The sequence below is a fragment of the Rhodopseudomonas sp. NSM genome (genome assembly GCF_052445935.1).
GTDB lineage: Bacteria > Pseudomonadota > Alphaproteobacteria > Rhizobiales > Xanthobacteraceae > Rhodopseudomonas.
The window spans coordinates 298,164-311,304 of the sequence record NZ_JBQTCH010000001.1; the positions used below are offsets into that span (position 1 = coordinate 298,164).

Consider the following 13,141-nt stretch of genomic DNA (forward strand, 5'->3'; position numbering starts at 1 on the left):
CCCGGAATCCATAGCCCCTGGCTTTGCGCCTCACAAAGAACGCTGCAGCGCGGTGCCCAATAGAGAGCTCAGGGGTTATGGATTCCGGGTCTGCGCCTTTCGGCGCATCCCGGAATGACTCGTGGAGAGGCTGGAGCCGGTGGCTCACGCCGCCGCCTTGTTGGGCTGCGCCAGCGAGGCGAAGGTCTTGCCTTCGTCGGCGAGCTTCTTCAGCAGCGGCGCCGGCTCCAGCGACGGATCGTTGGTGGCCTTGGCGTAGTAGCTGAGCCGCTCGGCGATGTGCTTGAGGCCGACGCCGTCGGCGTAGTGCATCGGGCCGCCGCGATAGATCGGCCAGCCGTAGCCGTACAGCCAGACCACGTCGATGTCGCTCGGCCGCGCCGCGATGTGCTCCTCGAGGATGCGCGCGCCCTCGTTGATCATCGGATACATCATGCGCTCGAGGATCTCCTCATCGCTGACCTCGCGGCGCTTGAGGCCGAGCTTGGTCAGCGTGTCGTTGATCAGCGTCTCGACCTCGGGATCCGGCAGCGGCGAGCGCGAACCGGCTTCGTATTTGTAGTAGCCCTTGCCGGTCTTCTGGCCGAAACGTCCCGCTTCGCACAGCGCGTCGGCGATTTCCGACTTGATGCCGCGGTCCTTGCGGGACCGCCAGCCGATGTCCAGGCCGGCGAGATCGCCCATCGCGAACGGGCCCATCGGCATGCCGAATTTGGTGACGACGGCGTCGACCTGCTGCGGCAGCGCGCCTTCGAACAGCAGCTTCTCGGATTGCTTGGAGCGGGCCGCGAGCATGCGGTTGCCGACGAAGCCGTCACAGACGCCGACGACGACCGGCACCTTGGCGATCTTCTTGGCGATCGACACCGCTGTGAGCAGCGCGTCCGGCGCGGTTTTGGCGCCGCGCACGATCTCGCACAGCTTCATCACATTCGCGGGCGAGAAGAAGTGCATGCCGAGCACGTCCTGCGGCCGCCTGGTGGTCGCCGCGATCTCGTCGACGTTGAGATAGGAGGTGTTCGACGCCAGCACCGCACCGGGCTTGGCATAGGCATCGAGTGCGGTGAAGACCTCCTTCTTCACCGCCATGGTCTCGAACACCGCCTCGATGATCAGGTCGGCGTCCTTGACGTTTTCGAGGCCGACCATGCCGGTGATCAGGCCCATGCGCTTGGCCGGCGCGTCCGCCGGGATGCCGCCGCGCGCCGCGGTGGCTTCGTAGTTCTTCTGCATGATGCCCATGCCGCGATCGAGCTGCTCCTTGCCGGTCTCGATCAGCGTCACCGGAATTCCCGCATTGGCGAACGACATCGCGATGCCGCCACCCATGGTGCCGGCGCCGATGATCGCGACGCGCGACACCGGGCGCGGCTTGGTGCCGTCCGGCACGCCGTCGACCTTGGCGGCCTCGCGCTCGGCGAAGAAGGCGTAGCGCTGCGCCTTCGACTGGTCGCTGACGACGAGCTTGAGGAAGCCCTCGCGCTCCTTCTTCAACCCTTCCTCGAACGGCAGGTCGATCGCGGCGCCGATCGCGTCGGCGCAGGCGAACGGCGCTTCGAGGCCCCTCGCCTTCTTGGTCATCGCCGCGACCGCATTGGTGAAGATCGAACGATCGGCCTTTGCCGCGGCCAGCTTGGAGTCATCGTCGCGCAGCCGGCGCGCCGGACGCTTCTCGGCCAGCACCTTCCGCGCGAAGGCTTCGCCGCCTGCGACGCGGTCTTCGACGATCTCCTCGATCAGGCCGTGCTTCAGCGCTTCAGCGGCGCCGATCGGATTGCCGCCGACGATCATCTGCACCGCGAGCTCCGGGCCGACCGCGCGCGGCAGCCGCTGGGTGCCGCCGGCGCCCGGCAGCAGACCGAGCTTGACTTCGGGCAGGCCGAGCTTGGCCTCCTTCACCGCGACGCGAAAATGACAGCCGAGCGCGACTTCGAGGCCGCCGCCGAGCGCGGTGCCGTGAATCGCCGCGATGGTCGGCTTCGGCGAATTCTCCAGCGCGGCGATGACGTCGTTGAGCGCCGGCGGCTGCGGCGGCTTGCCGAATTCGGTGATGTCGGCGCCGGCGATGAAGGTGCGCCCCGCACAGGTCAGCACGATCGCCTGCACGTCCGGATCGGCGATCGCCGCGTTGACGTTTTCCAGAATGCCGCGGCGAACAGCCGCACTGAGCGCATTGACCGGCGGACTGTCGACGGTGACGATCGCAATCACATCATGCCGCTCGCGCGTGACGACTTCGCTCATTGCATTCTCCTCGGGCTACGTTTCTTGATTGATCAATCTATTTCGCAGTGCGAAATTTAGTTTCACATCTTGACAGCGAGGGTTATTTTGAAGAGCGTCGCTTGTCAACGACGACCATAATCAATCAAACGTGCCGGGAATGAAACGTCCGCCTAAAAAAGCCGCGACCGATCGCAGTTTCGTCGTCGCGCTGTCGCGCGGCCTCGAAGTTCTGCGCGCATTCGGCCCCAATGACGGCCTGCTCGGCAATCAGGAAATCGCGGCGCGCACCAAATTGCCGAAGCCGACGATTTCGCGGCTGACCTACACGCTGACCAAGCTCGGCTATCTCACCCAGGTGCCGCGATTCGAGAAGTATCAGCTCGCGCCGGCGGCGATGTCGCTGGGTTATGCGGCGCTGGCCAATCTCGGCGTCCGCCATCTGTCGCAGCCGTTCCGCGACGAATTGATGCAGCAGACCGGCGGAGCGGTCGCGGTCGGCGCGCGCGACCGGATCAGCATGATCTATGTCGGCCAGGCCCGCTCCAGTCTCACCGTAGGCGTGCAACTCGACGTCGGCTCTCGTATTCCGATCGCGACCACGGCGATGGGGCGCGCTTACTTGTGTGCACTGCAAGGCGATGAACGCATGTCCCTGCTGCGCGACATGCGCGAGCACTACGGCAGCCGCTGGCCGCGCATCAAGGAAGGAATCGAGCGCTCCGAGGAGATGGTCGCCAAACACGGCTTTGCTATTTCGGCCGGCGAATGGCAGGACGACGTGCACGCCGCCGGCGTCGCGCTGACGTTGAACGACGGGACGGGTCCGTACGCATTCAACTGCGGCGCGCCTGCATTCCGCTTCACGGAAGATCGTCTGCTCAACGACATTGGACCTCGTCTCGTGGCGATGGTAAGGAAAATCGAAGCGGCGCTCGGCGGGACAGCGGCGCCGCAATCAAGAAGACCAGACAAATCCGACAACAAGAAAACTAAGTCAGGAGGGAAAGTTGCGCGTGTCGTCGAGGGGATCAGGTAGCATCCGTCGTCGCGAAGCGTCGCCGATGATCATGCTTAGCAGCCCGGTTCAGGGCCGCAGCAAATGATGAAGGCACATTCGGGACAAACCGCGTCACCGCTGCTCGCGGTGCGCGACGTCAGCGTCGTGTTCGGCGGCATCGTCGCCTTGAACGGCATTTCATTCGACATGTTGAAGGGCCAGATCCTCGGACTGATCGGTCCGAACGGCGCGGGCAAGACCACGCTGTTCAACTGCCTGTCGCGGCTGTATCAGCCGAGCAAGGGTGACATCCTGCTCGAAGGCGACAGCATTCTCACCCGTCCGCCGCACCGCATCGCCGAGGTCGGCATCGGCCGCACGTTCCAGAACGTCGCGCTGTTTCCGAATCTGACGGTGCTCGACAACGTCCGTGTCGGCACGCATTCGCGCACCAACAGCGACATCGTTTCGGACTCGCTGCGCCTGCCCTGGATCCGCAACGGTGAAAAGGCGATGAACAAGCGCGTCCACGACATCCTCGACTATCTCGAATTGGGCAGCGTCGCGCACACCGTGGTGTCGGGCCTGCCGTTCGGCACCCAGAAGCGCGTCGAGCTGGCGCGCGCGCTGGCCGCCGAGCCGAAGATCCTGCTGCTCGACGAACCGGCCGGCGGTCTCAATCACGAGGAGGTCTACATCCTCGGCGACCTGATCCGGAAGATCCGCGACGACCGCGGCATCACCGTGCTGTTGGTCGAACATCATATGGGTCTGGTGATGTCGATCGCCGACCATGTCGTCGCGCTGAATTTCGGCCGCAAGCTCGCAGAGGGCACGCCCGCGCAGGTGCAGAACGACCCGGATGTGATCAAGGCCTATCTGGGGAGCAAGGACCAATGACGGCGATGCTCAACGTTCGCGACCTGCGCGCCTATTACGGCCAGGTCCAGGCGCTGCACGGGCTCGAATTCGAACTCCAGGAAGGCAGCCTCACCACCCTGCTCGGCGCCAACGGCGCCGGCAAGACCACGACGCTGCGCGCGATCTGCAACATGGTCCGCTCGACCGGCTCGGTCGAGTTCGAAGGCAACAAGCTGTCCAGCCGCTCGACCGAATCGATCGTCCGGCTCGGCATCGCCCATGTGCCGCAGGGCCGCGGCACCTTCACCACCCTCACCGTGCACGAAAACCTCGAGCTCGGTGCGATCAGCCGCAAGGACCGCAAGGCGATCCCCGGCGACATCGAGCGGATGTACGCGCACTTCCCGGTGCTGAAGCAGCGTCACACCCAGCAGGCCGGCACATTGAGCGGCGGCGAACAGCAGATGCTCGCGGTCGCCCGCGCGCTGATGCTGCGGCCGCGACTGATGCTGCTCGACGAGCCGTCGTTCGGTCTCGCCCCCCTGGTGGTGCGCGATCTGTTCAAGATCCTCGGCAAGATCAATCGCGAGGACAAGGTCACCATCCTGGTGGTCGAGCAGAACGCGCAGCTCGCGCTCGAGCTCGCCGACAAGGCCTATGTGATCGAGACGGGACGCATCGTGATGTCGGGCAAGGCGGACGACATCGCCAACAACGAAGACGTCCGCAAATCGTATCTCGGATACTGAGGAGACCGGCCATGGAACTTCTGCTGAATCAGGTCCTGGCAGGTATCGCCACGGGTGCCATCTACGCGTGTATGGCGCTGGCCGTGGTGATGATCTATCAGGCGATCGACCACCTCAACTTCGCCCAGGGCGAAATGGCGATGTTCTCGACCTTCATCGCCTGGCAATTGCTGCAGTGGGGCGTGCCGTATTGGGGCGCCTTCGTACTGACGCTGGCGCTGTCCTTCGCGGGCGGCATCGTCATCGAGCGGGCGTTGTTCAAGCCGCTCGGCAACGCGCCGGTGCTGACCCACGTCGCGGGCTTCATCGCGCTGTTCGCGATCGTCAACTCGGTCGCGGGCCTGACCTGGGACTTCACCATCAAGCAGTTCCCGTCGCCGTTCGGCTCGTCGCCCTTCCTCGGCAGCCAGCTGATCTCGACGCACCAGGCCGGCATGATCGGCGTGACGCTGGTGCTGCTGCTGCTGCTCTACTTCTTCTTCCAGTTCACCCGGATCGGCCTGGCGATGCGGGCGGCGGCGGCTCAACCCGAGTCCGCCCGGCTCGTCGGCGTCAACACCTCGTGGATGGTGGCGCTGGGCTGGGGCATGGCGGCGGCGATCGGTTCGATCGCCGGCATGCTGATCGCCCCGGTGGTGTTCCTCGAACCCAACATGATGGGCGGCGTGCTGATCTACGGCTTCGCCGCGGCGGTTCTCGGCGGGCTGTCAAGCCCGCTCGGCGCGGTGATCGGCGGATTCCTGGTCGGGATCTTCGAGAACCTCGCCGGAACCTATATCCCGGGCGTCGGCAATGAACTGAAACTGCCGATCGCGCTGGCGCTGATCGTCACCGTCCTGGTCGTCAAACCCACCGGCCTGTTCGGCCGTGCCATCGTCAAGCGAGTCTGATCATGAGCGCTCTGCAGGAAATCGTCGACACTCAGCCGATCGAGGCCACGCCGAAGAAGTACATGGCGCTGGGTAATTACGCCTCGATCGTGGTGGTGATCTTGCTGTGCGCTGCACCGCTGATCGCCAAGAACTTCGTCATCTTCCAGATGACGATGGTTCTGATCTATGCCATCGCCGTTCTGGCGCTGAACATCCTCACCGGCGGCAGCGGCCAGTTCTCGCTCGGCCAGAGCGCGTTCTACGCGCTCGGCGCCTACACCTCGGCGATCCTGATGGAGGTCGGCGGCGTCAACTACGCTTTGACGCTGCCGGTCGCCGGCGGGCTGTGCTTCATCGCGGGCTATTTGTTCGGCCTGCCGGCATTGCGGCTGTCCGGCATCTATCTGGCGCTCGCGACCTTCGCGCTCGCCACCGCGATGCCGCAACTGCTGAAGCTGCACTATTTCGAAGCGTGGACCGGCGGCGTGCAGGGCCTGGTGATCACCAAGCCCGACGCGCCGTTCGGCCTGCCGCTGTCGCAGGACATGTGGCTGTACTACTTCGTGCTTGCCGTCTCGATGGTGATCTACGTGGCTTCGGTGAACCTGCTGAAGTCGCGCTCGGGCCGCGCCATGATGGCGATCCGCGACAACGAGATCGCGGCTTCGGCGATGGGCGTGGACGTGGCGCGGTACAAGACGCTGGCGTTCGGCGTCTCGGCCGGCATCACCGGCGTCGCCGGCGGTCTCGGCGCCATCGCGGTGCAGTTCGTGGCGCCGGACAGCTACACCATCCAGCTCGCCATCGCGCTGTTCCTCGGCATGGTGGTCGGCGGTGTCGGCTGGCTGCCTGGCTCGATCGTCGGCGCGGCCTTCATCGTGTTCGTGCCGAACATCGCCGAACACTTCTCCAAGGGCCTGTCCGGCGCGGTGTTCGGCCTGATCCTGATCCTGATCATCTTCGTCCTGCCGCACGGTTCGCGACAGGTCGCCTACACGGTACAGGGTTGGGTCCACAAACTCAGAAAATGATCCGTCTCGCTTGACGGACGCGACGGCCTCGGCCCCCTGCGAAACTCTCGCAGGGGGCCATTTTCTTGCGGGCCGCTTCAGCCGTCGCGCGCACGCATCTCCTCGATGCCGGCACCCGCCGGTGACGCGGGGCTGCCCCACGATCGGAGGATGGGTCGCGCCGCGCGATCCGGCGTATGCAGACCGGATTCCGCCGCGAGACGCGGCCTGATGCGAGTCCCGACCATGCCTTCCGATGTTTTCCGGCGCGCGCCGTTCACCGCGATGCTCGCCGTTGTTTCAGCCCTCGCTTCCCTCGCCGCCGCATCCTCCGCACTGGCCCAGAAGAGCTACGATCCCGGCGCCAGCGACACCGCGATCCGGATCGGCAATCTGATGCCGTATTCGGGCCCGGCCTCGGCCTATGCCATCGTCGGCCGGATCGAGCAGGCCTATTTCCGGATGATCAACGATCAGGGCGGCGTCAATGGCCGCAAACTCGAGTTCATTTCCTATGACGACGCCTACAGCCCGGCCAAGGCGGTCGAGCAGACGCGCAGGCTGGTCGAGGGCGACGAGGTGCTGCTGATGTTCAGCGCGATGGGCACGCCCTCGAACGCCGCGATCCAGAAATATCTCAACGGCCGGGGCGTCCCGCAACTCTTCGCCGCGAGCGGCGCGACGCGGTTCGGTGACCCGAACGGCTTTCCCTGGACGATGGGCTGGCAGCCGCCCTACCAGGTCGAGGGCCGCGTCTATGCCAAATACATCCTCGCCAACAAGCCCGAACCGCGGATCGCGGTGCTGTATCAGAACGACGATCTGGGACGCGACCTGCTGAAGGGCCTGAAGGACGGCCTCGGCGACCGCGCTTCGCAGATCGTCGCCGAGGAGAGCTACGAAGTCGCCGAGCCCTCGGCCGACAATCACATCGCCCGGCTGAAAGCCTCGGGCGCCGACGTATTCGTCAGCATCACCACCCCGAAATTCGCCGCGCAGAGTATTCGCAGGGCCGCCGAGATGGCGTGGCGTCCGCTCTATCTGCAGGCGCTGGTGTCGGCCTCGATCGGCGCGGTGTTGCGGCCGGCCGGACTCGACAACGCGCAGGGACTGGTCTCCGCGGCCTACAACAAGGACGCCGCCGATCCGCAATGGATCGGCGATCCGGGCATGAAGCGGTTCCACGCCTTCCTCGACGCCTACGCGCCGGACGTCAATCGCAGCGACAATTCGGTGGTGTACGCCTATGGTGCGGCGCAGTGCCTCGTCGAAGTCCTGCGCCGCGCCGGCGACACCCTGACGCGCGCCAATGTGATGCGCGAAGCCGCCAATCTCGACGGCTACGCGCCCGACACGCTGCTGCCGGGCATCACGATCAGGACCGCTCCAAACGACTTTCATCCCATCGAACAGCTTCGAATGATGCGCTTCGAAGGCGACCACTGGCGACTGTTCGGACCGGTGATCGACGGCGATCTGCGCAACTGATCCGCCGCATAATCCGCGACACGGGATATCCGCAACGGGGCCGGCGACGATGTCGCCGCTGCCGACTATTGCTGCACGCGCGAGAACCGTGTTCAATTCGTTTCGAACTCAACGAAGTTCGAACAAGAAAAAACCCACGACCAAGGAGCCTTCTGCAATGCCAACTATGCCTTCGCGCGCGCTCGTCTTTTCAGCAGCCGTCGCGGTCAGCCTCGCAGCGTTCAACGGCGCTGCCTTCGCTCAAAAGAAGTACGACACCGGCGCCTCCGATACCGAGATCAAGATCGGCAACATCATGCCCTATTCGGGCCCGGCGTCGGCCTACGGCACGATCGGCAAGACCGAAGAAGCCTATTTCCGGATGGTGAACGACAACGGCGGCATCAACGGCCGCAAGATCAATTTCATCAGCTACGACGACGCCTATTCGCCGCCGAAAGCGGTCGAACAGGTGCGCAAGCTGGTCGAGAGCGACGAAGTGCTGGCGGTGTTCAACCCGCTCGGAACGCCGTCGAATACGGCGATCCAGAAGTATCTCAACGCCAAGAAAGTGCCGCAACTGTTCGTCGCCACCGGCGCCACCAAGTGGAACGACCCGAAGAACTTCCCCTGGACGATCGGCTGGCAGCCGTCCTACCAGAGCGAAGCGCAGATCTACGCGAAGTACCTGTTGAAGGAGAAGCCGGACGCCAAGATCGGCATCCTTTATCAGAACGACGATTTCGGCAAAGACTATCTCAAGGGCACCAAGGACGGCCTCGGCGCCAAGGCCGCCTCGATGATCATCGCCGAAGAGACCTACGAAATCTCGGCACCGACCATCGACAGCAACGTCGTCAAGCTGAAATCGGCCAATCCCGATGTGGTTCTCGTCTACACCACGCCGAAATTCGCCGCGCAGACCATCAAGAAGATCGCCGAGCTGAACTGGAAGCCGCTGGTGATTCTCACCAACGTCTCGGCTTCGGTCGGCAGCGTGATGCAGCCCGCCGGCTTCGAGAACGCTCAGGGCGTGCTGTCGGCGAATTACGCGAAGGATCCGACGGACCAGCAGTGGGACAACGATCCGAAGTTCAAGAAGTGGCACGCCTTCGTCGAGAAATACATGCCCGGCTCCAACAAGAGCGACAGCAACATGGTCTACGGCTACGGCGCCGCCCAGACCTTGCACAAGGTGCTGGAGATGTGCGGCGACGACCTGACCCGCGCCAACCTGATCAAGCAGGCCGCGAGCCTGAAGGATTTCGAGCCGGACACCCTGCTGCCCGGCGTCAAGATCAACACCTCGTCGACCGACTTCGCGCCGATCAGCCAGCTCCAGATGATGCGCTTCAAGGGCGACAGGTGGCAGCTGTTCGGCGAGATCATCTCCGGTGATATCACGCAGTAAGGATCGGCGTCCGGACGCAGCTCCGGCCTCCAGCCCGAACGATCACCCCGGCAACACAGTTGCCGGGGTTTTTGTTTGCCGGTTCGCGCCGGGCCGCCCCATCCGGGCCGCAGCCTCGCCACGACGGCCGGCAGGCGAACGCGCTGTCCAGAAGCCGAACCTCGCCCCGCGCTGCAACACGCACAGCCAGTTACTTCGCAGCGCAGCAAGCCTGCCTGCGGCTTTCTCGCCCGGGCTTTTCCTTGCTGCTAACCGCCGAAAGGTGTTGAATGCAGGCAGGGGCCGCCAAGAGCTCCGCGATCACACACAACAATCACACATCAAGAAAAGGGAGTCCGAAATGCCTTCACTCCGTTCGCACGCGGCTGCCATCTCGGCTGCGCTCGCGGTGACACTCGCAGCCTCGAGCGGCGCGCTCGCGCAGAAGAAATACGACACCGGCGCCAGCGACACCGAGATCAAGATCGGCAACATCATGCCCTACAGCGGACCCGCCTCCGCCTACGGCGTGATCGGCAGAACCGAAGCCGCGTACTTCAAGATGATCAACGACAAGGGCGGCATCAACGGCCGCAAGATCAACTTCATCACCTACGACGACGCCTATTCGCCGCCGAAGACCGTCGAACAGGCGCGCAAGCTGGTCGAGAGCGACGAGGTGCTGCTGATCTTCAACTCGCTCGGCACGCCGCCGAATTCGGCGATCCACAAATACATGAACAGCAAGAAGGTGCCTCAACTGTTCGTCGCCACCGGCGCGACCAAGTGGAACGATCCGAAGGATTTCCCCTGGACGATGGGCTGGCAGCCCAACTACCAGAGCGAGACCCAGATCTACGCCAAATACATCATGAAGGAGATGCCCAACGCCAAGATCGCCGTGCTGTATCAGAACGACGATTACGGCAAGGACTATCTCAAGGGCCTCGAGGACGGGCTGGGCGCCAAGGGCGCTTCGATGATCGTGATGAAGGAGAGCTACGAGGTCTCCTCGCCGACGATCGACAACCAGATCGTCAAGCTGAAGTCGACCGGCGCCGACGTCTTCATCAACATCACCACGCCGAAATTCGCCGCCCAGGCGATCAAGAAGCTGGCCGAGATCGGCTGGAAGCCGACCCACTTCCTGAACAACGTCTCCGCCTCGGTCGGCAGCGTCATCAAGCCGGCCGGCTACGACAATGCGCAGGGCATCATCTCGGCCGCCTACATGAAGGACGTCTCCGATCCGCAGTGGAAGGACGACCCCGGCATGAAGGAGTTCCTGGCCTTCATGGACAAGGAGTTTCCGGAGGGCAACAAGCTCGACGCCGGCACCATCGTCGGCTACGGCGTGGCGCAGACCCTGGTCGAGGTGCTGAAGAAGAGCGGCGACAACCTCACCCGCGCCAACGTCATGAAGCAGGCCGCGAGCCTGAAGGACTTCCGGACCGAAGCGCTGCTGCCCGGCATCAAGATCAACACCTCGGCGACCGACTTCGCGCCGATCAGCCAGTTGCAACTGATGCGGTTCAAGGGCGAGAAGTGGGAGCTGTTCGGCGACGTGATCAGCGCCGACGTCGGCGGCTGAGCCCCTCATCCACAAGGCTCGTGCTTTAGGCACGTTCCACACCATTGTCATGCCCGGCCTTGCGCCGGGCATCCACGTCTTCAGCCTGTGCATCGAAAGAAAACGTGGATGGCCGGGACGAGCCCGGCCATGACGATGTGGTTATTTCAATGGTCGACCGAACAGACGAAGGCCTGTTCGGTCGAATCGTCAGGCCGCCGCGGCGAGGTTGACGGCGCTCTCGGCGAGCTTGGTCAGCGTGACGTCGGTGGTCTTCTCCTGCTGCAGGGTCTGGTCGAGCAGCTTGGCGGCGTCCTTCATGCCGAGCTGGGTCGCCCACTGCTTCAGCGTGCCGTAGCGCGAGATCTCGTAGTGCTCGACGGCCTGCGCCGCGGCGAGCAGCCCGGCATCGAGCGCCTCGGTGCCCTTGTATTCGCTCATGATCTCCTTGCCCTCGTCGAGGATGCCCATGATCGCGTCGCAGGTCTTGCCGCGCGCCGGCTTGTCGAGCAGCTCGAAGATCTGTTCCAGCCGCTCGATCTGGCCTTCGGTCTCGCCTTCGTGCTTCTCGAACGCCGCACGCAGCTTGTCCGAGGTGGCCGCCTTGGCCATCTTCGGCAGCGCCTTCAGAATCTGCTTTTCGGCGTAGTAGATGTCCTTGAGGGTGTCGAGGAAGAGATCGTTGAGATTCTTGTCTTTGGCGGCAGCCATGGTGGTCTCCGGTTGGTGTGCATGGTCTCAGACCTGCGCCCAACGCGGCCTTCGAATGATTGTTCCTGACGATCGCCTGGTGTCATCCAGATTTCAAATCGGTCCGGCAAGGTAATTAGTCACGCGAGACAGCTACGATGGACGTCCAGACATCCCGAACGGCGATGCGCATCCCGGCCCCTTGCGCCGCGAGCGGCGCCGTCGACGTCGGGCACATGCCGGGGCCTGCGGCACGATCAGGGCCGGCCGGTGCGTGCTGACGAGCGCGCTACGCCGCCGTCGCCCACCACCACGGATGCCCTGCGCCACGGCGCAGCGATCCCCGGACTGGTATGGGGATTCAGGATCGGTCCCGACGGAACCCCGCAATTGCTGCCGGACGACGCACCGCTCGACTTCGAGCCCGACGGTTGCCACTGGCTGCACTTCAACCTCGCCGATAAGCGCTCACAGCAATCGCTGGCCGAAATGGAACTGCCTCCGCCGGCCCGGGCGCTGCTGCAGTCCAAGGACACCTATCAGCAGATGCACAGCCTCGACGGCTGCGTCTACGGCGTGATCGCCGATCTGATGCGCGACATCGCCGACGCCACCGAGGATACAGGCTTCCTGCGCTTCGTGATGACCGAACGGCTGCTGATTACGGGCCGCTATCAGGCGCTGTGCGCGGTCGACACCGCCCGGCGCACGCTCGAAGGCGGACATCGGGTCGAGAGCTGTGCGGCGCTGTTCGAGATCATCGTCCACAATGTCGCCGATGCGATGGAGAGGATCGCCGACGACGTCTTCGAGACGCTCGACAGGATCGAGGAAAAGCTGCTGTCGGACGACACCGACGATTTGCGCCAGGGGCTCGGGCGGGTGCGGCGGACCTGCGTCCGGCTGCACCGTCACCTGTCCGGCCTGCGCATCGTGCTGCACCGGTTCGACCGCAACGACAGCGCCGCCCTCAAGCCGTCGCTGCGGCCGCGCGCCGGCAAGCTGGCGCAGCGGCTCGACGCGCTCGACCATTCGGTGGTCGAGATGCGCGAACGCAGCCGGCTGCTGCAGGAAGAACTGCATCTGAAGATCGAGGAACAAGGCAACAGCAGCCTGCGGGTGCTATCGATGCTCACCGCCTTGCTGATGCCGCCGACGCTGGTCAGCGGCATGTTCGGCATGAACCTGCGTGGTCTGCCGTTCGCCGAAGGCGACGGCGGGTTCATCCTGGCGCTGCTGGCGATGGCGCTGTCGTCGTTCGGGGCCTGGCTGTTCATGAAGCGTATCGGCCTGATCAGGTAGCCAGCGC

11 protein-coding genes are annotated in these 13,141 nt (G+C 64.3%); 9 read left to right on the forward strand and 2 right to left on the reverse strand.

Translation table 11 applies throughout. The features are described from left to right. Positions 1-144: 144 nt before the first annotated feature. Positions 145-2,244, reverse strand: a complete 2,100-nt coding sequence (locus tag ACTZWT_RS01350; protein WP_444767923.1) for a 3-hydroxyacyl-CoA dehydrogenase NAD-binding domain-containing protein — start codon at positions 2,242-2,244, stop codon at positions 145-147. Positions 2,245-2,383: 139 nt separating this feature from the next. On the opposite strand from ACTZWT_RS01350, the gene ACTZWT_RS01355 reads away from it, so the two are divergent. The 8 genes from ACTZWT_RS01355 (at position 2,384) to ACTZWT_RS01390 (ending at position 11,163) form a co-directional block, all read left to right on the forward strand. Continuing rightward, positions 2,384-3,262 carry an IclR family transcriptional regulator gene (locus ACTZWT_RS01355; protein ID WP_444767924.1) on the forward strand — a complete coding sequence of 293 codons (879 nt, stop codon included), beginning with the start codon at positions 2,384-2,386 and terminating at the stop codon, positions 3,260-3,262. Positions 3,263-3,325: 63 nt separating this feature from the next. Next, the gene (locus ACTZWT_RS01360; RefSeq protein ID WP_444767925.1) at positions 3,326-4,123 is read left to right on the forward strand and encodes an ABC transporter ATP-binding protein; all 798 of its coding nucleotides are present in this window, start codon (positions 3,326-3,328) and stop codon (positions 4,121-4,123) included. Continuing rightward, positions 4,120-4,833 carry an ABC transporter ATP-binding protein gene (locus tag ACTZWT_RS01365; RefSeq protein WP_444767926.1) on the forward strand — a complete coding sequence of 238 codons (714 nt, stop codon included), beginning with the start codon at positions 4,120-4,122 and terminating at the stop codon, positions 4,831-4,833. Before ACTZWT_RS01360 ends, ACTZWT_RS01365 begins: the two co-directional genes overlap by 4 nt. An 11-nt stretch (positions 4,834-4,844) precedes the next feature. Further along, entirely contained in the window at positions 4,845-5,723 is an 879-nt protein-coding gene (locus ACTZWT_RS01370; protein WP_444767927.1) for a branched-chain amino acid ABC transporter permease, read from the forward strand. Between the two features lie 2 nt (positions 5,724-5,725). Next, the gene (locus ACTZWT_RS01375; protein ID WP_444767928.1) at positions 5,726-6,736 is read left to right on the forward strand and encodes a branched-chain amino acid ABC transporter permease; all 1,011 of its coding nucleotides are present in this window, start codon (positions 5,726-5,728) and stop codon (positions 6,734-6,736) included. 225 nt (positions 6,737-6,961) lie between these two features. Further along, positions 6,962-8,203, forward strand: a complete 1,242-nt coding sequence (locus ACTZWT_RS01380) for an ABC transporter substrate-binding protein (protein WP_444767929.1) — start codon at positions 6,962-6,964, stop codon at positions 8,201-8,203. A gap of 157 nt (positions 8,204-8,360) precedes the next feature. Continuing rightward, positions 8,361-9,593 (forward strand): ABC transporter substrate-binding protein, encoded by a 1,233-nt coding sequence (locus ACTZWT_RS01385; RefSeq protein WP_444767930.1) that lies wholly within the window; start codon positions 8,361-8,363, stop codon positions 9,591-9,593. Between the two features lie 340 nt (positions 9,594-9,933). Next, a complete protein-coding gene (locus ACTZWT_RS01390) occupies positions 9,934-11,163 on the forward strand; it encodes an ABC transporter substrate-binding protein (RefSeq protein WP_444767931.1) in 1,230 nt (409 codons plus the stop codon). 189 nt (positions 11,164-11,352) lie between these two features. On the opposite strand, the gene ACTZWT_RS01395 is transcribed toward ACTZWT_RS01390, so the two are convergent. Beyond that, on the reverse strand, positions 11,353-11,853 hold the full coding sequence (locus tag ACTZWT_RS01395; RefSeq protein WP_444767932.1) for a YciE/YciF ferroxidase family protein: 501 nt from the start codon (positions 11,851-11,853) through the stop codon (positions 11,353-11,355). Positions 11,854-12,153: 300 nt separating this feature from the next. On the opposite strand from ACTZWT_RS01395, the gene ACTZWT_RS01400 reads away from it, so the two are divergent. Beyond that, the gene (locus tag ACTZWT_RS01400) at positions 12,154-13,134 is read left to right on the forward strand and encodes a transporter (protein ID WP_444768445.1); all 981 of its coding nucleotides are present in this window, start codon (positions 12,154-12,156) and stop codon (positions 13,132-13,134) included. Positions 13,135-13,141: the final 7 nt, after the last annotated feature.